The following is a 22,530-nucleotide window of genomic DNA, read 5'->3' as shown; positions in this document are numbered from 1 at the left end:
GAAAGAAAGGCGATGCTCTCTCTCTGGCGACCTGTGCCTAACGTGCTTACACTACAATCCATGACCGATCCATGTCCTACGCTCTGTGGTGCAGGTATGGCTTCGCCGGGATACCGGACGGAGAGCGCTCTTCGTCGTGTCAGTCTGTCTTGGAGTGGGCTGGCATGAGCTGCAAGGCGGGACAGCGTCACCATCCCATCCGGATACGTCAGCCCCGGCTGTCGGAAACGCTGCCCGGTTTCGGGCAGCCGTCACCTGTTTTTGCCGTGTCTCTTCCCCCGCCTGATCTTTCCATGTGGCGAATGCCGCCTGCAGGCATACCGGGAGTGTGGATTTTCGACTCGGGGCGTTCAGGTCCTGAAATTGTCATCACCGCCATGGTGCACGGCAATGAATATGCCGGTGGATGGGCGCTTGAAAATTTTCGGCGCCGAGGACTGTCCCTGACATCGGGGCGTCTGACGTTCATTCTGGCCAATCTGGAAGCTTTTGACCGGTTCGACATCACAAATCCGGTTCTGGCTCGCCATGTCGATGAGGACCTGAACCGTCTGTGGCACAGCACACGGCTGAATGGCCGCGACCATTCCAGCGAGCTTGAACGGGCCCGTCAGCTTCAGCCCTATATCGCCCGTGCTGATCTGTTGCTCGATCTGCATTCCACGCTCTGGCCGTCCGAGCCCCTGTTCATCGCCTCTCCCCGCCAGCGTTCGGCAGAACTGGCCTGCGCTCTGGCTTCGGGCAGAAATCTGCCTCAGACGGTTCTGACGGATCTGGGGCATCAGGGCGGTTCACGCCTGATCGAACATGCCCATTTCATGTCGCCAGGCGGGACCGGACGAAGCTGTCTTCTGGAAGCGGGATCTCACTGGGAGCCTGGAACCGTCACGGTCATGGAAAGCGCCATCGAGCGTCTTCTGGCGCAGGCCGAGGCCATTCATCTGCGAGGACATGCGACGCAGGGAGCCTGCGAGCCCGAAATGGCCGTCGTGACCGACAACATCATTGCCCGGCACGCAGATTTCAGTTTCGTCAGGCCATGGGAGGGCGGGGTCACAATCCCCAAAGCGGGAACGCCCCTCGCCCATGATGGACATGACCTGATCTACACACCTTATGACGAGTGCCTGCTGATCATGCCCAATCTTCGTCCCCGACGGGGACAGCTTGCGGTCCGTCTGGCCAGACGGACCGCAGCGCCGTTCAGATCTCAGGCCGAAGCGCGGTCGTAGATCGGGAAGCGACGGCACAGGGCCTTCACTTCCTCATGCACGCGCGCCGTGACGGCTTCGGAATTTTCTTCCTCAAGAGCCGCCGTCAGCACTTCGTCGATCATGCGGCCGATTTCGCGGAACTCGGCTTCTCCGAAGCCACGTGCCGTCGCTGCCGGGCTGCCCAGACGGATGCCGGAGGTCACGAACGGCTTTTCCGGATCGAACGGGATGGCGTTTTTGTTCGCCGTAATGCCGGCACGTTCTAGAATGGCTTCGGCCAGCTTGCCCGTCACCTTCTTCGGGCGCAGATCGACGAGGATCAGATGGCTGTCCGTGCCACCCGTAACAATATCGAAGCCACGGTTCTGAAGCTCGTCCGCCAGCGCACGCGCATTGGCAAGAACGCGCTTCTGATAGGCCTTGAACTCATCCGAAAGCGCTTCACCGAACGCGACGGCCTTGCCCGCGATCACATGCATGAGCGGACCGCCCTGCAGGCCCGGGAACACGGCGGAGTTCACTTTCTTCGCCAGATCGGGGTCGTTCGTCAGGATGATGCCGCCGCGCGGGCCGCGCAGCGTCTTGTGCGTCGTGGATGTCGTGATGTCCGCAACCGGAACCGGGTTCGGATACAGGCCAGCGGCAACCAGACCGGCAAAATGCGCCATGTCCACCATCAAATAGGCGCCGACCTCATCGGCGATCTTGCGGAAACGGGCGAAGTCGATAACGCGCGGATAGGCGGAGCTGCCAGCCACGATGATTTTCGGCTTGTGCTCGCGGGCCAGCGCTTCCATCTGGTCGTAATCGATCAGGCCGTCTTCGGCGCGCACACCATACTGTACGGAGTTGAACCACTTGCCCGAATAGTTCGGAGCCGCGCCATGCGTCAGATGTCCACCAGCCGCGAGGCTCAGGCCGAGAATCGTATCTCCCGGCTTGGCCAGCGCCATGAAGGCGGCCTGATTGGCATTGGCACCGGAATGCGGCTGCACGTTTGCGAACTCTGCGCCGAACATCTTCTTCAGACGCTCGATGGCGAGGTTTTCAACGCGGTCCACATCCACGCAGCCGCCATAATAGCGCTTGCCCGGAAGGCCTTCCGCATACTTGTTCGTCAGCACCGAACCCTGTGCTTCCATGACGGCGAAGGAGGCCATGTTTTCCGAAGCGATGAGCTCGATGCCGTCCTGCTGGCGCGTCAGCTCCTCGTTCAGGATGGTGGCAACTTCGGCATCAACCTCCTTGAGGGGGGCATGAAAGAAACGATTCAGCGTGGACTGGCTGGCGTGTTCCGACATCGTGGTCCATTCTCCAGGGTGAGTTCGGCATGTGACTAGCCCAGATTGCCTGCCTCGGCAAAAACAATCCGCCTAACAAACGAGGAACCTTCATGACCACTCCGCTCTGGCGGACCAAACCCGTATCATCCGCAGCCGACAGCCAGACTGGCCTCAGGCGTGTTCTCGGTCCTTGGCAGCTCGTCGCCCTCGGTATCGGCGTGACGATCGGTGCTGGTCTTTTCTCTCTCACGGGCGTCGCTGCCGGCCAGAATGCCGGTCCGGCCGTGACGCTCTCTTTCGTCATCGCGGCCGTGGCCTGCGGTTTTGCGGGTCTGTGTTATGGCGAGCTGGCCGGGATGATTCCCTCCGGCGGTTCGGCCTATTCCTACGCCTATGCCTCCATGGGGGAGCTGATCGCGTGGATGATCGGCTGGGATCTCGTGCTCGAATATACGGTGGGGGCGGCGACCGTCGCCTCAAGCTGGTCCGGTTATCTGGCGTCGCTTCTGGGCGGATGGGGGTTACCCATCGACCCGAGGCTTCTGGCCCCGCCCCTGATGCCCGTCACGCTGTCGGACGGCACCATCACGACCGCATGGTTCAATCTGCCAGCAGCCTGCGCCCTGTGGATCGTCACGGCGCTGCTGATGCGGGGTGTCAGCGAATCCGCAAAGGTGAATACGGCCGTCGTCATCATCAAGCTGGCGGTCGTCGCCATCGTGATCGTGGTGTGCGCGCCACATGTTCATATGGCGAATTATCATCCGTTCATCCCTGAAAATACCGGCACGTTCGGCTCTTTCGGGTTTTCCGGTGTCATGCGCGCGGCCGGGATGGCCTTCTTCGCCTATCTCGGCTTCGATATCGTCTCGACCGCCGCGCAGGACAGCCGCAACCCGGCACGTAATATTCCGATCGGAATCATCGGAAGTCTGCTGATCTGCTCCGTGGTCTACGTCATTTTCTCGCTGGTTCTGACCGGGGTGGTCAATTATCGCCTCATGGCCAACGATCCGAGCCCAGTGGCAACCGCCATCGACACTGCTCACCTTCCCTGGGTCGCAAGCCTCGTGAAACTCGGCATTACGTCGGGTTATGTTTCGGTGCTGTTCGGGATGCTTCTGGGGCAGGCGCGGATCTTTCTCGTCATGTCCCACGACGGACTGCTCCCTGCGCTGTTCGCCCGGCTGAACACCCGCACTCGCACGCCCTGGACGTCCCATCTGCTGTTCGCGGTTCTGACCAGCCTTCTCGCGGCTCTCGTGCCGATCGGCGTGCTCGGGAACATGACCTCGATCGGAACGCTGCTTGCCTTCATCATCGTTTGTGCGAGCGTTCCCGTCCTGCGCCGAACCCAGCCGGAGGCTCCGCGCCAGTTCCGTGTGCCAGGCGGAAGCGTCATTCCCGTCCTCGGAATACTGTCCTGCGGCGCGGTAATGGTGTCGCTTGATCGCCTGACATGGATAAGGCTTGTCGTCTGGCTGGTCATTGGACTTGCCGTCTATTTTGCTTACGGCATCCGCAACAGTCGACTTTGCAGAGACCAAAGTTAGGCGCATGATCGGGGGCATGAGCAATGCAGCATACCCCCTCTCCCGTCCGCGGCGTAATCGCCACGATGCTTTCACCCGCCGTCTGGTGCAGGAACATCGCCTGCATGTCGACAACCTGATCTGGCCGATTTTCGTCTGCGAAGGTGAAAACCAGCGCCAGAAGGTCGACTCCATGCCAGGCGCCGAGCGCGTCAGCGTGGACAATGTCGTGGAACACGTCCGGCAGGCTGTGGACCTCGGCATCCCGGCCGTCGCCATCTTCCCCGTCACGCCCATGAGCGTCCGCGATGCCACCGGCACGGAGGCCCTGAACCCGGACAACCTGATGTGTCGTGCGTCGCGCACCATCAAGGATGCTTTCCCCGATCTGGGTATCATCGGCGACGTGGCGCTCGATCCGTACACCGATCACGGGCATGACGGTGTGATAGAGAATGGCCGCATCCTCAATGACGCCTCTGTCGAGATCCTGCGCCAGCAGGCGCTCAATCAGGCCCGCGCTGGCAACGACATTATTGCTCCGTCAGACATGATGGATGGCCGCGTGAAAGCTATCCGCGAAACGCTCGACGGCAATGGCTACGACACCACCCGTATCATGGCCTACACGGCCAAGTATGCTTCCGCGTTCTACGGTCCGTTCCGTGACGCGCTGGGTTCCGGCAGTCTGCTGCACGGGGATAAGAAGACCTACCAGATGGACCCTGCCAATTCCGACGAAGCCATGCGCGAAGTCGAGCAGGATCTGCGCGAAGGGGCGGACATGATCATGGTCAAGCCGGGCATGCCGTATCTCGACATCATCCGTCGTGTCCGTGAACGTTTCGAGGTCCCGACCTTCGCCTATCAGGTATCGGGCGAGTACGCGATGCTGATGGGTGCAATCCAGAACGGCTGGCTCGACCGGGATCGCACAATCATGGAAAGCCTGATCGCTTTCAAGCGTGCCGGCTGTAACGGCATTCTCACCTATTTCGCACTGGATGCTGCCCGTCTTCTGCGGGACGAGCGCTGAAAAGCCCCCAAGCACGCGGCGTTCAGTCCTATTATACGGGGCTGGACGCTGAAAATATTGCAGCCCGCCTCCTTGAGGAGCGCGGGCTGACAATTCTCGCACGCAGATTACGAACGCCTTACGGCGAACTCGATCTTCTGGCGACAGATTCGGAATGGCTGATTGCCGTTGAGGTCAAGCAAAGACGCAGCCTGCGGAAAAGTGCGTCATGCCTGACAGTTAGGCAGTCTCAAAGGCTGATGGAAGCCTTTGAATATATTCTGCTGACAAAACCGGAATGGAACAGGCCCAACACCCGGTTTGATCTGATCGTCGTGGACCTTTCAGGTCAGGCGCGACGCATTCAGGATGCGCTGCGCCAGTTCTGAAAGATCAGGTACGACGGATGCGAGCGTGATGGTGTGCGGAGGCAACCGTTACATGTGCATGAGCGATTGCGTGCGGACGGTAAGCTACATTACGGACCATCGCGTGTGAGCTGCTCCAGGCCACGGCCGTATTGTGCGACGGCGTGCGGCGGGCAAGCGCATGGTGGAAAACGGCACGGTGATAGACTGGCGTGGCGGTCAGCGCATCAAAGGTCAGCTTGCTGGCTTCGTAATCGGTGATGGCCGGACGGGCATAGGCCTTGCCTGCTCCCATGCAGATACCGACACCCATGATACCCAGAGCAACTCTGCTGACCCAGTTCCGCGCCATTGACGTTCGTCCCATCCCGTTTGATGAAACCAGCCTATGCGCTGAACTCGGGGTTCGACAACCCCTGATGGGAAAGTTTCCGAAAAAATCAAGGTCCTGCCACTTTTCGCCGCTTCATGGCTGAATTGTGGCAGGAGCAATGCTTAAAAAGTGCTGAATTCAGCACTTTTCGCCATGATTGGCCCCGAATTAGGGCGTAGCAACTCAGGCGTTAGCGGTCGTGATGCCTTTTTCAGTCAGCAGAGTCTCAAGCTCGCCACTCTGATACATGTCGGTCACGATATCGCAGCCGCCGACGAATTCACCCTTGACGTAAAGCTGCGGCACGGTCGGCCACTGCGAGAAGTCCTTGATGCCCTGACGCAGTTCAGCGCTTTCAAGAATGTTGCAGGTCGCGAACGGGACGCCAAGATGGTTGAGGATCTGGACCACGCGTGCGGAGAAGCCGCACTGCGGGAAGAGCTTGTCACCCTTCATGAACAGCATGACCGGATTGGCGTCGATCAGGTTCTGGATATGCTGGAACACGGTTTCGGACATTGGATTTTCCTTGGTTCGGCAGGACGGACGAAAGGCCCGGTCCTGCTGTCAGTGCTCGTCTGGAAAAAGAGACGTCAGCCCCGGCTCTTAAGGGGTGAGCGTCTTGAGGGCCATCGCATGCAGTTCAGTGCCCATGCGGGTTCCGAATGCATCATAAACCAGTTTGTGCTGGCGTACACGCGAAAGCCCGTGGAAGGCCTCACTTGTGACCTGGCAGGCGTAGTGATCCCCGTCCCCGGCGAGATCTTCGATCTCGATCCGGGCATCAGGAATGGCGGCAAGAATCGTGCGTTCGATTTCAGAGGCTGCCATTGGCATAAAAATCAGGCTCCCTCACCCATGAACCGCGGGAAGAACGCGGCATTGATCTCATTGAGACGTTCCGCACTGACGCTGACTGTTCCCGGAAGAACCAGATCACTGCCGCCCGAACGTCCCAGACGGATTGCTGGAACGTTGGCCTTCTCGGCAGCGGCTACAAGGGCTGCGCCGTCGGAAGTTGCAATGACGTAGCAGCCCTGGTCTTCACCGAACCAGAACGCATGTGCTGCAACGTCCGTCGGAGCGGCTTCAAGCGTGCAGCCCACGCCGCTTGCCATGACCATTTCCGCCACCGTCACCAGCAGTCCGCCATCGGCGATGTCGTGACAGGCTGCAACCGTACCTGCGCCAATCTGGCTGCGCACGAAGTCACCATTGCGACGTTCGACCGCAAGATCGACAACGGGCGGTGCGCCATCTTCACGCTGACAGATTTCGCGCAGCCACAGGGACTGCCCGAGTTCGCCGCGAATGGAGCCGACCAGCACCAGATCATGGGCATCTGGCATCGAAAGCCCGATGGACTTGGAGGCATCCGCCAGCACGCCAAGCGCACCGATCGCAGGCGTCGGCAGAATGGCCTGTGCCTCACCGGACGGGGAGCGCGTCTCGTTATACAGCGAGACGTTGCCGCTCACGACCGGGAAGTCGAGCGCACGGCAGGCATCCCCCATGCCTTTGATGGCATCGGCGAACTGCGCCATGATTTCGGGACGTTCCGGATTGCCGAAGTTCAGGTTGTCCGTCACGGCCAGCGGCGTTGCACCGGTTGCTGTCAGGTTTCGCCATGCTTCGGCCACAGCCTGCGCCCCGCCCGTCTTCGGGTCAGCCTGACAGTAGCGTGGTGTGCAGTCCGTCGTCAGGGCAAGACCCAGACGTGTGCCTTCAACGCGCACGACAGCCGCGTCCGCTGCACCTGGACGACGCGCCGTGTTGCCGCCAACCGAGCCGTCATACTGGTTCCAGACCCAGGCGCGGGACGCCAGATCCGGACAGCCGATCAGTGTCAGTAGCGCCTTCTCGATCCCTTCCGGGTCGGCAGGCGTCTCGATCCGAGCGGGTGCCGTGAGCGGCACAGTCGGGCGGTTATAGACCGGAGCTTCATCCGCCAGCGGCGCCAGCGGAATGTCAGCCTCGACCTCGCCATTATGGCGGATCGTGATGCGGCCCGTATCGGTCAGCACACCGATGATCGCGAAATCCAGTTCCCACTTCGCAAAGATCGCGCGGGCAACTTCGGTCCGTTCGGGCTTGAGGACCATGAGCATGCGCTCCTGGCTCTCGGACAGCATCATCTCGTAAGCCGACATGTTCGGCTCGCGCTGCGGAACGGCATCAAGGTTGAGCTCGATGCCCACGCCGCCCTTGCCTGCCATTTCAACGGCAGATGACGTCAGACCGGCTGCACCCATGTCCTGAATGGCCACGATCGCATCCGTTGCCATAAGCTCAAGGCAGGCTTCGATCAGCAGCTTTTCAATGAACGGATCGCCAACCTGAACGGTCGGACGCTTGGATGCGGCTTCCTCGTCGAATTCCGCCGAAGACATGGTCGCGCCATGAATGCCGTCACGCCCCGTCTTGGAGCCGACATACACGACCGGATTGCCCACGCCAGCCGCAGCTGACAGGAAGATCTTGTCCTGCTTGGCCACACCGACCGTCATCGCATTGACGAGCGGATTGCCGTCATACGCTTTGTGGAAGTTGACTTCGCCACCCACGGTTGGAACACCGACGCAGTTGCCGTAACCGCCAACGCCACGGACGACGCCATCGACGATACGACGCGTTCCTGCATGTTTCGGATCGCCGAAACGCAGGGCGTTGAGGTTCGCAACCGGACGTGCGCCCATCGTGAACACGTCACGCAGGATGCCGCCGACGCCCGTCGCCGCGCCCTGGTAAGGCTCGATGAAGGACGGGTGATTGTGGCTTTCCATCTTGAAGACAGCGGCAAGACCCTCGCCGATATCCACGACGCCTGCGTTTTCGCCCGGTCCGTGGATGACCCACGGCGCCTTGGTCGGCAGCGTCTTGAGATGGATGCGGGACGATTTGTAGGAGCAGTGCTCGGACCACATGACAGAGAAAATTCCAAGCTCCGTAAAGCTCGGTGTCCGTCCCATGATCGTGACAAGCTTGTCGTATTCCTCGCCGGTCAGTCCGAAAGACTGGGCAAGCTGGGCATCAATCGTCACACTCATCCGACAAGAGCCTCCACAAGGCCTTTGAAAAGCGGCACGCCGTCGGTTGCGCCGATTTCGGGGTCAGTCAGGTTCTCCGGGTGCGGCATCAGGCCACAGACGCGGCCGTTCTCGCTCAGGATCCCGGCGATGGAGCGCGTGCTCCCGTTTGGGTTGGTGGCGCGGTCATCTTCCGAAACCATACCATCCGCACCGCAGTAGCGGAAAGCCACGCGTCCTTCACCTTCAAGGCGCTTCAGCGTCTCGGGCGAGGCCGTGTAGTTCCCGTCACCATGTGCCAGCGGTGCGCGGAACACATCGCCGCGCGTCCAGCCCTGCGTATAAGGCGACGACGCGTTCTCAACCTTCAGATGGCAGTCCTGCGACAGGAAGCGCAGCCCAGCATTGCGCAGAAGCGCACCTGGCAGAAGATGGGATTCCGTGAGGATCTGGAAGCCGTTGCAGACGCCCAGAACGTGTCCGCCCTTGCCTGCGAACGCCTTGACGTCCCGCATGATCGGCGAGTGCGCGGCCATGGCGCCACTGCGCAGATAGTCCCCGAAGCTGAAGCCGCCCGGCAGCACGACGAGGTCCAGATCACCCAGCGACGTTTCCCCGTGCCAGATCAGACGCGGCGCCTGCCCCGTGACCAGCTTCAGGGCATGGACCATGTCGCGCTCCCGGTTCGTGCCGGGAAATACGACGATACCTGCCTTCATTTCTGGCCCTCCGCCGGAGCGGATGCCGCATGGCAGGGATAGGTGTCATGCAGCGCGCGATAGACGGCCTTGCCCGCAGGCTCCGTCAGCGCATCGTTATGGGCACGCAGCCAGGCGACGACCAGACCGCGGACCTGCGGTGCGGTCTGCTGGGCTGGAACGCAGAACGCGACCGGAGCAGACTCGTCATGTGCAAAGCTGTCGTATTTCTTGGCCCAGGCTTCACCATCCATCAGGCCAGACAGATAGGCGTCGCACATGCCAATGGAGGACTTGCTGGAGCACATCTGGCCCAAAGCCTTGCCCGAAACCTTGGACACGCGCTGCGCGTGGGCCGGGGCTGCCACGAGAGCCGGTGCGGCCACAAGACCGGCCAGCAGGAGCATCTTGGGAAGACGGGTCATCCTGCCACCTCGACGCTGAAATCCTCGATGACTTCATTTGCCAGCAAAGCGCGCGCCATGGCTTCACCCTGCCCCAGCGCATCGGCAGCGTTGTCGGCCGGAACATCGAGTTCAACGACGCGGTTGATGCGGACTTCGCCCAGGCCCTTGAAGCCAAGGGTTTCCAGAGCATGGCCCACGGCCTTGCCCTGCGGATCGAGAACGCCGTCTTTCAGGGAAACAAAAACGCGGATTTTCACTGAACTGCCTCCGGACCCTTGAGGTCACCATTCCCGGCCTCGGGCAGGATCCCGAGACGCTTTGCCACTTCCTGATACGCTTCCTCGACGCGACCCATGTCACGGCGGAAACGGTCCTTATCCATTTTCTCGTTCGTCTTGGAATCCCATAGACGGCAGTTGTCAGGGGAAATCTCGTCAGCCAGAAGAATACGCATCTCCTCGCCTTCCCAGATCCGTCCGAATTCCAGTTTGAAATCGACAAGCGTGATGCCCACGGCGGTGAACATACCCATCAGGAAATCATTTGTTCTGAGCGCCAGCTGGTTCATGTCGTCCATGTCCTGCGGTGCGGCCCAGTTGAACGCTGCGATATGCTCTTCCGATACCATCGGGTCGTTGAGCGCGTCGTTCTTGTAGTAGTATTCGATGATCGTGCGCGGCAGGCGTGTTCCCTCGGGAATGCCAAGCCGCTTGGCCAGCGAGCCCGCCGCTACATTGCGCACCACCACTTCAAGCGGAATGATCTCCACTTCGCGGATGAGCTGCTCGCGCATGTTCAGCCGGCGGATGAAGTGGGTCGGGATGTTGATGTCATGAAGCTTGAGCATCAGGTATTCGCTGATACGGTTGTTCAGAACACCCTTACCAGTGATGATGCCGCTCTTCGCGCCGTTTCCGGCGGTGGCGTCATCCTTGAAGTACTGAACGAGTGTGCCGGGTTCTGGGCCTTCAAAAAGAACCTTGGCTTTGCCCTCATAGAGCTGGCGGCGGCGAGCCATGAGCAATCCTTAGCGTTGCGCCGTCCTGACAGAAGATGCGGACGGCTGGAGCAGCGACGAATTGTGGTTCCATAGCATTGCGGAACCGGAACTGCGAGTGTGCGGAACGCAGGAAATCGCAGGAAATCTATGTCCCGCACGCCTCTCAGTCAAAGATACGGGCGAAGATGCGATCCACGGCGCGCAGATGCTGTGCCGGGTCGAACGCCTGGTCGAGAATCTCCTTGCTGACCCGACCGGCGACTTCCGGATCGGCTTCAAGGTTGTCACGGAAGGTCTTGAAGCCCGGCTTGTTCAGCTTCGTCCATGTTTCCATGGCGTTACGCTGCACGATACGATAGGCGTCCTCGCGGGAAATTCCGGCGCGCGCCAGCGTGAGCAGCACTTCGCCAGAATGGACGACGCCGCCGAGGCTTTCCATGTTCGCGATCATCTGCTCGGGATAGACGACCAGCTTTTCCATCATCCCGGCCAGACGCATCAGAGCAAAATCCAGACCGATCGTCGCATCGGGGCAGATGTTGCGCTCGACGGCGGAGTGACTGATGTCCCGCTCGTGCCACAATGCGACGTTTTCCAGAGCCGGCACGACATGCGAGCGGATCAGGCGCGCCAGACCGGTCAGGTTCTCCGACAGGACAGGATTGCGCTTGTGCGGCATTGCCGAGCTGCCCTTCTGTCCCTTGTGGAAGAACTCTTCAGCTTCCCGGACTTCCGAACGCTGCAGATGACGGACCTCAACGGCCAGACGCTCAATGCCGCTGGCAATCACGCCGAGGGTGCAGAAGAACGCGGCATGGCGGTCACGAGGAATGACCTGCGTGGACACGCTCTCGACAGCCAGACCCAGCTTGTCAGCGACGTATTCTTCGATTTCCGGGTCAATATGGGCATAGGTGCCGACAGCGCCGGAAATCGCGCAGACCGCAATTTCCTTGCGGGCCTGCACCAGACGCTCGCGGTTGCGGGCGAATTCGGCGTAGTGTCCTGCAATCTTCAGGCCAAAGCTGGTCGGCTCGGCATGGATCGCGTGGCTGCGGCCGATCGTGACCGTGTTGCGGTGCTCGTAGGCGCGGGCCTTCAGGGCGGCAAGAACGCGGTCCAGATCTTCCAGCAGAAGATCTGCGGCCTGCGTCATCTGGACGGACAGGCAGGTATCCAGCACATCTGAAGACGTCATGCCCAGATGGACAAAGCGGCTGTCCGGACCGACCTTTTCCGCAAGCCAGGTCAGGAACGCAATGACGTCATGGCGCGTTTCGGCCTCGATCTCGTCAATGCGGGCCAGGTCCGCGTCGGAGAACGCAGCCATGGCAACGTCACCCTTCTCGCGGATGGTTTTTGCTGATTCGGCAGGAATGTCACCCCGTTGTGCCATGGCTTCGCAGGCAAGGGCTTCGATCTCGAACCAGATGCGAAAACGGTTGGCGGGAGACCAGATGGCAGTCATCTGCGGACGGCTGTAACGGGGTACCATGGGAACTCCGGATGCGAGGTGGGGCTTTACGGAGGCTCCTTAGACCAAATACGAAGATATTGCACGGACCCCTTTTCGGAAGAATGACACCTTGGCCCCTGACTCTCTGCTCCACGCCCTTATCGCTCTCGGCCAGATCACCCTGATCGACATCACCCTTGCCGGTGACAATGCTGTCGTCATCGGAATGGCCGTTCGCAATCTCGAAGGGCGGCAGCGTCGTCTTGCCATTCTCTTCGGAACAGGGTTTGCCGCGATCCTGCGTGTGGGACTGGCCCTGCTGGCCACCACTCTTCTTGCCGTGGTCGGTCTGACACTGGCGGGTGGCTTTCTTCTTCTGTGGGTCTGCTGGAAGATGTATCGCGAACTTCGGGTTGGCGAACATCACGAGGATGTCGAAGCCGCCCCGCCTCGTCTGGGGCCTGCCGTTCTCAAAATCGTGGTGGCCGATCTATCCATGAGTCTCGACAACGTACTCGCTGTCGCTGGCGCGGCTGTCGGGCATCCGTGGATTCTTGTTGCGGGGCTCGTGCTTTCGGTGCTGCTGATGGGGCTTGCCGCATCGGTCGTCGCCCACCTGCTGGCGAGATATCGCTGGATTGCATGGGTTGGTCTTCTGGTGGTTCTGGGGGTTGCAATCGAACTCATCATCCGCGGCGGCGGGGAGGTCTGGACTCATGTTCTTCCGAGCTGAAAAAACATTTTTTGCCGGACTGATGACGCTTTTTGTCGCGTCGTCAGCTCTTGCTGCCTCTCCGATAGAGGTCTCCCCATCGCCCGTTCAGGAACGACTGGCGGAATGGCTGGTCCTTGTTGGGCCAGAAGGGAGCAGTTTTTCTGCGCAGCGTTACGCCAACTTCCTGACGCAGAAGCCCCAGTGGCCCCAGAGAGCCCGAATCCTGTGGCGCTTCCAGAATGCCCTGACCCAGACATCCGACCTGCAGGCCCTGAACACGCTCTGCCCGCTTTACCCCCTCACGCTGCCAGCTGCCTTCATGGCCTGTGCGGATCATCTCCCAGACCCCACCTCCACCGCACGCCGTCTCTGGCTGTCCGGAGGGGCCATGACGGCCGCCGAAGAACAGGCCGTGCTCGCACGGTTTGGTCAGACCTTCACGCCCGCCGATCAATGGAGCCGCTATGAAGCGCTCGAACTGCGGGGCCAGTTTTCCGCAGCCTCCAGGCAGATCGAACGCCTTGCCGTCGATCAGCAGCCTCTGGCCCGTGCCAGACTGGCCGAACGCCTTGCCTCTCCTGAGGCCGATTCCCTGTTCGCCTCCCTGCCATTGGACCTGCAATCTGATCCGACCCTGACCCGCTACCGCCTCCGCGCCCTGCGTCGCGGCGACAGGCTGGATGAAGCCGTGTCTTTGTGGAACACGCAGGGCGCGGCTCTTCAGCGGGCGAACCCGTCCCATGACTGGTCCTCTGAACGGATCAGTCTCGCCCGTGCCCTGCTTCTGGACGGACGGCCGAAAGAGGCGGCAGACCTCGCGGACGACACCACCCTGCCCCCTGACACCACAGACCGCCAGGAAGCAGCCCTTCTCAGTGGTTTTATTGCGCTTAGAGAGCTTCAGGCTCCTGCCCGTGCCGAACAGTTCTTCACCCTTCTTCAGGGTGCTACTTCGCTCCAGATGCAGGCCCGGGGGTATTATTGGACAGGTCGCGCACTTCAGTCCGCTGACAGGCAGCATGATGCCGAAGCCGCATTTCAGAAGGCCGCAGCCTTTCCGACGACATTTCCGGGTCAGCTCGCTCTCGCTGCCCTGACACAGGATAACGGGATTCTGGTCTCAGGCCAGTCATCGTCGGCTTTTGACGACGCTTTGATACAGGCTCTCCAGTCCCTGCCTACCCCGCCTGCCGGAACGCTCAGTCGTCCGGACCTGCTCGAAGCCGCCACCGACCTCGTGCAGGCTGGCGATCCCGATCATGCTCGGGATTTCCTCATGATGCTTGGGGTCGTCAATCCCTCTCCTGAGGGCCAAAAAGCCGTTGCCGATGCTGCGTCCCGCCTGGGGTTGGCCGCACCGGAAGTCTTCGCCTCTTATGCTCTGGCGCGCAAAGGCATTGCGCTCTATCCGCAGGGATTCCCCGATCCTTATCCGGCAGCGTCGACTGTCCCTGACGGCCTTCTTCCCGCCATCATCCGGCAGGAAAGTGGCTTCGACCCGAATGCTTTAAGTGGTGCCAGGGCAGTCGGCCTGCTGCAGCTTCTGCCTGCCGCAGCCAGAGACGTGGTGCGCAAGGGGCATCTGGGGCCAATCAATGTCTCTCCCGCGTCCCTGACCGATCCGCAGACAAATCTGAAGATCGGCAACGCTTATGTCTCGCAGCTTCTCGAGCGCTTCGGGAATGTGATCCCCTATGCACTGGCTGCCTATAATGCCGGTCCACATCGGGTCGATCTCTGGCTCAAAGCCAACCCACCCTCTGACCCGCTCTCCGAAGACGGTGTTCTGGACTGGATCGAACGCCTGCCCTATCGCGAAACGCGCCTTTATATCGAGAATATCGAAGCGGGAATGATGGTCTATCGTGTCAGGAATCTTCATGCGGGATAACGACATTGCAGTGCTTGCCGGACAGGTTCTGGAGCATTTCCGAAGCTCGGGACGCAGACTGCTCACGGTGGAAAGCTGTACAGGCGGCCTGATCAGCGCTGCTCTCAGTGATATTCCCGGTTCGTCAGATGTTCTGGAAGGTGGTTTTGTGACCTATTCCAATGTCCTGAAAATGAGCGCCGTCAGTGTTCCGGAAGCGGTCCTTTTACAATATGGCGCCGTCAGCCTCCAGACGGCCCAGGCCATGGCGCAAGGTGGACTTCTGAACGCTTTGGACGCCGATGTGGCCATTTCCGTGACGGGAATTGCGGGTCCTGATGGCGGGAGTGACGCCAAGCCGGTGGGCACAGTCTGTTTCGGACTGGCCTGCCGCACCGCTTCGCCCATACTCGTCCAGTGTCACTTCACCGGTGATCGCGCCAGTATCCGCTCTCAGGCTGTGCAACACGCTCTTCAGATGATCCTGAGTATCTGACACAGAAAAGGGCGGCTCCGAATGAACGGAGCCGCCCTTTTCTGCAAACCCGAAACAGACCATCTGCCCGTTTTTTAGTCTCAGTTGCCTTGTGTCGGAGCTGGCATCGTCGAGGCAGCCGGAGCTGCAGGCGCTGCCTGAAGGCTGGGAGCCGTCGGGATAGCGGTGGGTGCAGCGGGTGGCACTGCCGCAGTCGGTGCCGTCGGAGAAACCGGCGTCTGAGCCTGCTGCAGCGAGCGTGCGTTCAGGTCTTCCGTCGTGCCGGAACCACTGTTTTTCGCAGCCTGAGCACCCTTGTCATGGTGTTTGCCGTGGTGATGGTGCGCGGCCATGGCTGGGGAAGCAGCAGCCACGAGAGCCGTCAGGGCAAATGCGCCAAAAGAAATCTTTTTCATGACGTAATCCTTATCCTGTCACCATTGCGGTGCTTGAACCTGTAACGACTCAGGTCGCGATTGGTTCTGGCAACACTACGAAATTTTATGTCCTCTGGGAAAGGCCGGGTGCCGGAGGAGCAAGTTTTGTGTCCTGTACGCCGTAGATGTCGCGTGCGCGTTTGATGAAGGCAGACACCATGAGGCGCACACCTTCGTTGAACACCACACCCATTGCATTTTGCAAAAGCCGCGACTTGAACTCGAAATCCACAAAGAAATCGACAAGGCATCCGCGGGGGTCAGGGCTGAACGTCCACACATTGTTCAGATAACGGAAAGGCCCCTTCTCATAACGCACCCGAATGCGCGAAGGCCTCTCCAGCGTCACACGGCTCGTGAAGGTTTCGCGGAAGGGGCCAAATCCGATCGTCAGGTCCGCCACAAGCTCCTGTTCCGTCTGGGTACGGATACTCGCCTTCACGCACCAGGGCAGAAACTGCGGATACTTCTCAACATCCGCCACAAGATCAAAGAGCTGGTCCGGAGTGTAGGCGATCAACCTTTGCTCGGCATGTGTCGGCATCAGAGACTTTCTTTCAGACGGCTTTTCCGCGCGGCCTGCAGCTTCGCGAAATCGCTGTCCGCATGATAAGAGGACCGGGTCAGCGGACTGGCACTGACCTGAAGAAATCCTTTTGAACGGGCAGCTGCAGCATAGCCGTCAAACTCGTCGGGGGTAATAAACTTTTCAACGGCCGCATGTTTTGCGGAAGGTTGGAGATATTGCCCCAGTGTCACGAAATCGACGTCCGCGATCCTGAAATCATCCATGACCTGAGCGACTTCCATGCGTTCCTCGCCAAGCCCAAGCATCAGGCCGGACTTGGTGAAAATGGAAGGATCGAGTTTCTTTACGCCATCCAGAAGCCGGACAGACTGATAGTAACGCGCACCCGGCCGGATGGTGGGGTAAAGCCGGGGTACGGTCTCGATATTGTGATTGAAAACGTCGGGCCGTGCGGCCACAACGACCTCTAGCGCCCCATCCTTGCGCAGGAAATCAGGTGTCAGGATCTCGATCGTCGTGTCCGGCGATGTCTGACGGATCGAACGGATGACCCGCGCGAAATGCTCCGCACCCCCATCTTCAAGGTCGTCGCGATCCACGGATGTGATGACGACATGCCTCAGACCAAGCTTCGCCACGGCCTCGCCAACCCGCCGGGGTTCATCCGCATCAAGATGCTTCGGCATTCCGGTCGTGACGTTGCAGAACGCGCAGGCCCGGGTACAGATCTCGCCCATGATCATCATCGTGGCATGACGCTGCGACCAGCACTCCCCGATATTGGGGCATGCCGCTTCCTCGCAGACGGTCACGAGGCCCGCATCCCGCATCAGCGCACGCGTCTCGTGATACACGGGATGGTTCGGCGCCTTGACCCGGATCCAGGACGGCTTGCGCTGGATCGGGTTGTCAGGCCGGTGTGCCTTCTCCGGGTGACGGAGAGCGGGCGCCGAACGATGGTCGATGGTGATGCGCTGGGACATGATGCTCAGATATGCAGCGGGCCGTCGAAGGCCGCCAGTGTTGCCTCGTGCATGGTTTCGGAAATGGTCGGATGCGGGAAGACCGTTTCGATCAGCTCTGCTTCCGTCAGTTCTCCGGTTCGGGCAATGACATAGCCCTGAATCATTTCCGTGACCTCGGCGCCGATCATATGCGCGCCCAGAAGCTCGCCGCTCGTGGCATCGAATACGGTCTTGACCATGCCATCCGTTTCACCCATCGCCACGGCCTTGCCGTTGGCGATGAACGGGAAACGGCCGACTTTGACCTTGTGACCGGCCGTGATGGCCTTTTCTTCGCTAAGCCCGACAGACGCGATCTGCGGACGCGAATAGGTGCAGCCCGGTATGTTCAGCGGGTGCAGAGGCTGGGGCGAGCGTCCGGCGATCTTTTCGACGCACAGGATGGCCTCATGGCTCGCTTTGTGGGCCAGCCACGGTGCGCCGGCCACATCACCGATCGCATAGATCCCCGGCTCGTCAGTCCGGCAGAAACCATCCGTGACGATATGGGTCCGGTCAACCTGAACCTTGGTGCCCTCAAGCCCCAGATCCTCGACATTGCCCACGATGCCAACGGCACAGATGACGCGGTCCACCGTCAGATCAATCTTGCCCGTCGGGCTTTCGATCGTCGTGGAGACCTCGTTCTCACCCTTGTTCAGTGGCCCAACTTTTGCGCTGGTGATGATTTCCATCCCCTGCTTTTCGAAAGCCTTGCGGGCGGCGGCGCTGATTTCCGGATCTTCTGCAATCAGGATCCGATCCGCCACTTCGGCAATCGTGACCTCGCTGCCCATGTTCCGATAGAACGACGCGAACTCGATACCGATCGCACCTGATCCGATGACCAGAAGACGCTTCGGCAGTTCTTTCGGTGTCATGGCCTCGCGTGCGCCCCAGATCAGGGTGCCATCCGTCTCAAGCCCAGGAAGCTGACGTCCCCGTGCACCCGTCGCCAAAATGACATGGGGCGCCTTGATAGTCGCTACCGCGGAGCCATCTTTGGCGATGGCGACCTGATGGGCCTCTCCCGAACGTCCGGCCAGTGTTGCGCGGCCGTCAAAGGTCGTGACCTTGGCCTTTTTCAGCAGATGCGCGATGCCGCCGCCCATCCGGCGGGCAATGCTGCGCGAACGCCCTACGATCTTGGACAGATCGAAAGAAATATTGTCCGCGGACAGGCCGAACGTGCCCAGTTCATGCAAAAGATGATGGATTTCCGAAGAGCGCAGAAGCGCCTTGGTGGGAATACAGCCCCAGTTCAGACACACGCCACCAAAATGCGTGCTTTCCACGATGGCCACGCTCATGCCGAGCTGGCTGGCCCGAAGAGCAGCCACATATCCGCCGGGACCGCCACCAACAACAATCAGATCGAATGTATCGGACATGGTTCAGACCACCAGAAAGTAAGGGTTCTGCACGATATCGCGCAGTGCATTCAGCCACTCGGCTCCAAGGGCACCATCAACCGCACGATGATCGACCGACAGCGTCGCCGTCATCACGGTCGCAATTGCGATGTCCGAACCGCGGACCACCGCCCGCTTTTCGCCTGACGCAATCGCCAGAATCCCGGCCTGCGGCGGATTGATGATCGCTGCGAACTCCCGCACGCCGAACATGCCCATATTGGAAATGGAGAACGTCCCGCCCTGAAATTCCTCGGGCTTGAGCTTTCCGGCGCGGGCGCGCTTGGCCAGATCCTTGGCTTCGACGCTGATGTCGCGCAGGGATTTGCGATCGGCGTCGCGGATGATCGGTGTGATCAGCCCATCCAGAATCGATACGGCCATCGAGATGTCCACATTCTCGAAATGCAGCGTCTCGGCATCGGTGAACTGCACGTTCACGCCTGGAACCTTTTTGAGGGCCAGCGCTACAGCCTTGATCATCATGTCATTGACCGAGATCTTGAAGCTGTTTTCCTGCGCGGTCGCATTCAGCTTCGAACGCAGGGCCAGTAGCGCATCAAGTTCGATATCGACCGAAACATAGAAATGCGGAACCTGCGTCTTGGATTCCGTCAGACGACGCGCGATCACCTTGCGCATCGTCGAGTTCGGAACGCGACGAACCGTCTCTTCCGACGCCGTGATGACAGGTGTAGCAGCAGCTTTCGGAGCCGTCCTGGGCGCAGACGGGCCTTTCTCAACATCGCGCTTGAGAATGCGGCCGTTCGGGCCACTTCCAGTCAGGGCGTCAAGGGCGATGCCACGCTCACGCGCCATACGCTTTGCCAGCGGAGAGACGAAAATCCGCTCTCCCTTGTCTTCAGCCGGAGCTTTGGATGCCGGAGCAGCAGGCGTTGTTTCTGCGGAAGCCGTCTCAGCTTTCGGAGACGCTGCCACTTGCGTGGAAGACGTGTCAGGCACGGACTCGCCGTCTTCCACAAGAATGGCAATCGGCGTGTTGACGGGAATCCCCTCGGCGCCTTCCTGGATCAAGATGCGCCCGAGGATGCCCTCGTCCACGGCTTCCACTTCCATAGTTGCCTTGTCGGTCTCGATTTCGGCAATCACGTCGCCCGCAGCGACGGTATCGCCTTCGGCTTTGAGCCAGCGGGCCAGTTTGCCTTCGGTCATGGTCGGCGACAGCGCCGGCATCAGGATATCGGTAGCCATCGTTGTCAGTCCCGCAGCTGCTTGCGAACGGCATCCACCACCCAGTCGGGTTTCGGAAGTGCCAGTTTTTCGAGATTGGCCGCATAAGGCATCGGCAGGTCAAGCCCGCAGACACGCGCCGGAGGAGCATCAAGCCAGTCAAAAGCCTGCTCGACGGCCACGGTGCAGATTTCCGCCCCGATGCCCGCCACTGGCCAGCCTTCCTCGACGGACACGATCCGGTTCGTCTTTTTCACGCTGCGCACGATCGTTTCGGTATCTAGAGGACGGATCGAGCGCAGATTGATGACCTCTGCCGAAATGCCTTCTTCCGCCAGAATGGCTGCGGCTTCGAGCGCCACGCCAACCATGATGGAGAATGCCACGAGCGTCACATCCGTCCCTTCCCGTTCGATCTTCGCACGACCGATCGGCAGGATGAAGTCTTCATCCACCGGGCACGGGAATTTCTGACCGTAGAGGATCTCGTTTTCCAGAACGATGACCGGGTTCGGATCACGAATGGCAGCCCGCAGCAGACCCTTTGCATCCGCAGCCGACCAGGGAGCGACCACCTTCAGGCCCGGAATATGCGCAAACCAGCTTGCGAAACATTGCGAGTGCTGTGCGCCCACGCGGGCCGCAGCTCCGTTTGGGCCACGAAACACGATGGGACAGCCCATCTGGCCGCCGGACATGTACAGTGTCTTTGCGGCGGAATTAATAATATGATCAACGGCCTGCAGCGAGAAGTTCATGGTCATGAACTCGACGATCGGCTTGAGCCCGGTCAGTGCCGCACCTACGGCCATGCCCGTGAAGCCATGTTCCGTGATCGGCGTATCAATGACGCGCTTTTCACCAAACTCATCCAGCAGACCCTGGCTGACCTTATAGGCGCCCTGATACTGTGCCACTTCCTCACCGATCAGGAACACGTCCTCATCACGGCGAAGCTCGGCCGCCATCGCATCCCGCAGAGCCTGGCGAACGGTGATTTCACTGGTCTCGCCCCAGTCCCGGTCGTTCTCGGCCTGCACGGCTTCCGGCGCTTCCACAATTCCCGGATCAGCCGGTGTTTCGATGGCCACAGAGGCTCCGGCAGCCGGATCGGCAGAGCGCGTCACAGTGTCCGCAGCGTCAGCGTCCTCGCCTTCGGCCAGAAGCACGGCGATCGGCGTGTTAACTGCGATATTCTGCGTACCTTCGGCCACCAGCGTCTTGCCGATTACGCCTTCGTCCACGGCTTCCACTTCCATGGTCGCCTTGTCGGTTTCGATCTCGGCAATCACGTCGCCTGCAGAAACGGCTTCACCTGCCTTCTTAACCCAGCGGGCCAGAGTACCTTCGGTCATGGTCGGCGAGAGAGCCGGCATCAGAATCAGAGATGCCATGGATCAGGCCTCCACCAGAATATCAGTCCAGAGTTCGGAGTGTTCCGGCTCGGGGCTCGTCTGTGCAAATTCGGCCGCGTCAGCGACAATGGCTTTCACGTCTGTCTCAATGTCCCTGAACACGCTCTCTTCGATCCCGCTGCGCAGCATTTCGGCCTTCAGCGTCTCGATCGGATCGCGTGTACGGCGCATTTCCTCGACTTCCGAGCGCTGGCGATACTTTGCAGGATCAGACATGGAATGCCCACGATAGCGGTAGGTCTCCATTTCCAGCAGAAACGGCCCCTTGCCAGAACGGCAGTGCTCCACGGCTTCCTGCGCGGCTTCATGAACTGCGAAAATGTCCATGCCATCGACCTTGCGGCTGGCAATGCCCCAGGGCTCGCCGTTGCGCGAAAGGTCCTTTGAGGCCGAGGCGCGCTCGATGGACGTGCCCATGCCGTAGCGGTTGTTCTCGATCACATAGATGCAGGGCAGCTTGTGCAGGGCCGCGAGATTGAAGCTCTCATAGACCTGCCCCTGTGCCGATGCGCCTTCGCCGAAATATACGATCGAGACTTCATCCGTACCGCGATACTTGTTCGCGAAAGCCAGACCCGTGCCCAGTGCGACCTGCGCGCCGACGATGCCATGACCACCGTAGAACTCCTTTTCACGGGAGAACATATGCATGGAGCCGCCCTTGCCGCGCGAATACCCGCCAGAGCGGCCTGTCAGTTCCGCCATGACGCCACGCGGCGTCATGCCCGCGACGAGCATCTGCCCATGGTCGCGATAGGACGTGATGGACTTGTCGCCCTGCTTCATGTTGAGGCCGATGCCGACCACAACGGCTTCCTGCCCGATATAGAGATGGCAGAAGCCGCCGATCAGCCCCATGCCGTAAAGCTGTCCGGCTTTTTCCTCGAAACGCCGTACAAGAAGCATGTCCCTGTAAGCGCGCTTCATGGTCTCCGGCGAAAGGGCCGGACCGTTGCTCCGGCCTGAAGCGGACGGTGTCTCGTCCATGACGGTCTCCTGATGGAAATGCATAAAATCCCGCATGCTCTTAGCGGCAGAAGCCACCAAAGGCCAGACCATGTCCCGCTTTCGCGAAGCGTACCGATCCGTGGGATATGCCGTGAAAAAACG

At 60.3% G+C, this 22,530-nt stretch carries 24 protein-coding genes; 7 read left to right on the top strand and 17 right to left on the bottom strand.

Annotated elements, in window-relative coordinates:
• Positions 1–164: 164 nt before the first annotated feature.
• Entirely contained in the window at positions 165–1,232 is a 1,068-nt protein-coding gene (locus A0U94_RS06480; RefSeq protein WP_077802853.1) for a M14 family metallopeptidase, read from the top strand.
• Here the strand turns inward: A0U94_RS06480 and glyA are convergent.
• Complete coding sequence (glyA, locus tag A0U94_RS06475; protein ID WP_062032138.1) at positions 1,211–2,515, bottom strand: serine hydroxymethyltransferase; 1,305 nt, start codon at positions 2,513–2,515, stop codon at positions 1,211–1,213. The two genes, A0U94_RS06480 and glyA, sit on opposite strands and share 22 nt — an antisense overlap.
• A gap of 92 nt (positions 2,516–2,607) precedes the next feature.
• Here glyA and A0U94_RS06470 point away from each other — a divergent pair, with 92 nt between their 5' ends.
• From A0U94_RS06470 to A0U94_RS06460, 3 genes are read left to right on the top strand one after another with little or no spacing between them, the layout of a single operon-like run.
• Positions 2,608–4,050: an amino acid permease gene (locus A0U94_RS06470; protein WP_077802852.1), complete on the top strand. Its 1,443-nt coding sequence runs from the start codon at positions 2,608–2,610 to the stop codon at positions 4,048–4,050.
• Between the two features lie 4 nt (positions 4,051–4,054).
• The gene (hemB, locus tag A0U94_RS06465) at positions 4,055–5,065 is read left to right on the top strand and encodes a porphobilinogen synthase (protein ID WP_077802851.1); all 1,011 of its coding nucleotides are present in this window, start codon (positions 4,055–4,057) and stop codon (positions 5,063–5,065) included.
• Positions 5,062–5,433, top strand: coding sequence for a YraN family protein (locus tag A0U94_RS06460; RefSeq protein ID WP_338030062.1), 372 nt, complete (start codon positions 5,062–5,064; stop codon positions 5,431–5,433). Before hemB ends, A0U94_RS06460 begins: the two co-directional genes overlap by 4 nt.
• Before the next feature lie 4 nt (positions 5,434–5,437).
• On the opposite strand, the gene A0U94_RS06455 is transcribed toward A0U94_RS06460, so the two are convergent.
• The 9 genes from A0U94_RS06455 to purB form a co-directional block, all read right to left on the bottom strand.
• Entirely contained in the window at positions 5,438–5,764 is a 327-nt protein-coding gene (locus A0U94_RS06455; RefSeq protein WP_077802849.1) for a hypothetical protein, read from the bottom strand.
• Between the two features lie 204 nt (positions 5,765–5,968).
• Positions 5,969–6,304 carry a Grx4 family monothiol glutaredoxin gene (grxD, locus tag A0U94_RS06450; protein ID WP_062032115.1) on the bottom strand — a complete coding sequence of 112 codons (336 nt, stop codon included), beginning with the start codon at positions 6,302–6,304 and terminating at the stop codon, positions 5,969–5,971.
• Between the two features lie 87 nt (positions 6,305–6,391).
• The gene (locus tag A0U94_RS06445) at positions 6,392–6,622 is read right to left on the bottom strand and encodes a BolA/IbaG family iron-sulfur metabolism protein (RefSeq protein ID WP_077802848.1); all 231 of its coding nucleotides are present in this window, start codon (positions 6,620–6,622) and stop codon (positions 6,392–6,394) included.
• Between the two features lie 5 nt (positions 6,623–6,627).
• Positions 6,628–8,832, bottom strand: a complete 2,205-nt coding sequence (gene purL, locus A0U94_RS06440; protein WP_077802847.1) for a phosphoribosylformylglycinamidine synthase subunit PurL — start codon at positions 8,830–8,832, stop codon at positions 6,628–6,630.
• Positions 8,829–9,530 carry a phosphoribosylformylglycinamidine synthase subunit PurQ gene (gene purQ / locus A0U94_RS06435; RefSeq protein ID WP_077802846.1) on the bottom strand — a complete coding sequence of 234 codons (702 nt, stop codon included), beginning with the start codon at positions 9,528–9,530 and terminating at the stop codon, positions 8,829–8,831. Before purQ ends, purL begins: the two co-directional genes overlap by 4 nt.
• Entirely contained in the window at positions 9,527–9,934 is a 408-nt protein-coding gene (locus A0U94_RS06430; RefSeq protein ID WP_062032102.1) for a Rap1a/Tai family immunity protein, read from the bottom strand. The genes purQ and A0U94_RS06430 overlap by 4 nt, the downstream gene beginning before the upstream one ends.
• Positions 9,931–10,173, bottom strand: a complete 243-nt coding sequence (gene purS / locus A0U94_RS06425; protein WP_062107932.1) for a phosphoribosylformylglycinamidine synthase subunit PurS — start codon at positions 10,171–10,173, stop codon at positions 9,931–9,933. Before purS ends, A0U94_RS06430 begins: the two co-directional genes overlap by 4 nt.
• Positions 10,170–10,934: a phosphoribosylaminoimidazolesuccinocarboxamide synthase gene (gene purC, locus A0U94_RS06420; protein WP_062032094.1), complete on the bottom strand. Its 765-nt coding sequence runs from the start codon at positions 10,932–10,934 to the stop codon at positions 10,170–10,172. Before purC ends, purS begins: the two co-directional genes overlap by 4 nt.
• Before the next feature lie 145 nt (positions 10,935–11,079).
• Positions 11,080–12,411, bottom strand: coding sequence for an adenylosuccinate lyase (purB, locus tag A0U94_RS06415; protein ID WP_077802845.1), 1,332 nt, complete (start codon positions 12,409–12,411; stop codon positions 11,080–11,082).
• A gap of 91 nt (positions 12,412–12,502) precedes the next feature.
• Here purB and A0U94_RS06410 point away from each other — a divergent pair, with 91 nt between their 5' ends.
• The 3 genes from A0U94_RS06410 to A0U94_RS06400 are packed head-to-tail and all read left to right on the top strand — an operon-like array spanning position 12,503 to position 15,453.
• Positions 12,503–13,105, top strand: a complete 603-nt coding sequence (locus A0U94_RS06410; protein ID WP_077802844.1) for a YjbE family putative metal transport protein — start codon at positions 12,503–12,505, stop codon at positions 13,103–13,105.
• A 22-nt stretch (positions 13,106–13,127) separates the two neighbouring features.
• Positions 13,128–14,978, top strand: a complete 1,851-nt coding sequence (locus A0U94_RS06405; RefSeq protein ID WP_167369362.1) for a lytic transglycosylase domain-containing protein — start codon at positions 13,128–13,130, stop codon at positions 14,976–14,978.
• The gene (locus tag A0U94_RS06400) at positions 14,968–15,453 is read left to right on the top strand and encodes a CinA family protein (protein ID WP_077802842.1); all 486 of its coding nucleotides are present in this window, start codon (positions 14,968–14,970) and stop codon (positions 15,451–15,453) included. The genes A0U94_RS06405 and A0U94_RS06400 overlap by 11 nt, the downstream gene beginning before the upstream one ends.
• An 80-nt stretch (positions 15,454–15,533) precedes the next feature.
• On the opposite strand, the gene A0U94_RS06395 is transcribed toward A0U94_RS06400, so the two are convergent.
• From A0U94_RS06395 to pdhA, 7 genes are all read right to left on the bottom strand, one after another.
• Positions 15,534–15,848: a hypothetical protein gene (locus A0U94_RS06395; RefSeq protein WP_077802841.1), complete on the bottom strand. Its 315-nt coding sequence runs from the start codon at positions 15,846–15,848 to the stop codon at positions 15,534–15,536.
• Positions 15,849–15,933: 85 nt separating this feature from the next.
• Entirely contained in the window at positions 15,934–16,413 is a 480-nt protein-coding gene (locus A0U94_RS06390; protein WP_062032073.1) for a type II toxin-antitoxin system RatA family toxin, read from the bottom strand.
• The gene (gene lipA, locus A0U94_RS06385) at positions 16,413–17,381 is read right to left on the bottom strand and encodes a lipoyl synthase (protein WP_077802840.1); all 969 of its coding nucleotides are present in this window, start codon (positions 17,379–17,381) and stop codon (positions 16,413–16,415) included. The genes A0U94_RS06390 and lipA overlap by 1 nt, the downstream gene beginning before the upstream one ends.
• A 5-nt stretch (positions 17,382–17,386) precedes the next feature.
• Positions 17,387–18,793: a dihydrolipoyl dehydrogenase gene (lpdA, locus tag A0U94_RS06380; RefSeq protein WP_077802839.1), complete on the bottom strand. Its 1,407-nt coding sequence runs from the start codon at positions 18,791–18,793 to the stop codon at positions 17,387–17,389.
• A 3-nt stretch (positions 18,794–18,796) separates the two neighbouring features.
• Complete coding sequence (locus tag A0U94_RS06375; RefSeq protein ID WP_077802838.1) at positions 18,797–20,026, bottom strand: pyruvate dehydrogenase complex dihydrolipoamide acetyltransferase; 1,230 nt, start codon at positions 20,024–20,026, stop codon at positions 18,797–18,799.
• A 5-nt stretch (positions 20,027–20,031) separates the two neighbouring features.
• Positions 20,032–21,399: a pyruvate dehydrogenase complex E1 component subunit beta gene (locus tag A0U94_RS06370; RefSeq protein WP_077802837.1), complete on the bottom strand. Its 1,368-nt coding sequence runs from the start codon at positions 21,397–21,399 to the stop codon at positions 20,032–20,034.
• 3 nt (positions 21,400–21,402) lie between these two features.
• Positions 21,403–22,407 (bottom strand): pyruvate dehydrogenase (acetyl-transferring) E1 component subunit alpha, encoded by a 1,005-nt coding sequence (gene pdhA, locus A0U94_RS06365; protein WP_062032056.1) that lies wholly within the window; start codon positions 22,405–22,407, stop codon positions 21,403–21,405.
• Positions 22,408–22,530 lie beyond the last annotated feature (123 nt).

Source organism: Gluconobacter albidus (assembly GCF_002005485.1).
Taxonomy (GTDB): domain Bacteria; phylum Pseudomonadota; class Alphaproteobacteria; order Acetobacterales; family Acetobacteraceae; genus Gluconobacter; species Gluconobacter albidus.
This window is presented reverse-complemented; position numbering and strand designations above follow the sequence as displayed.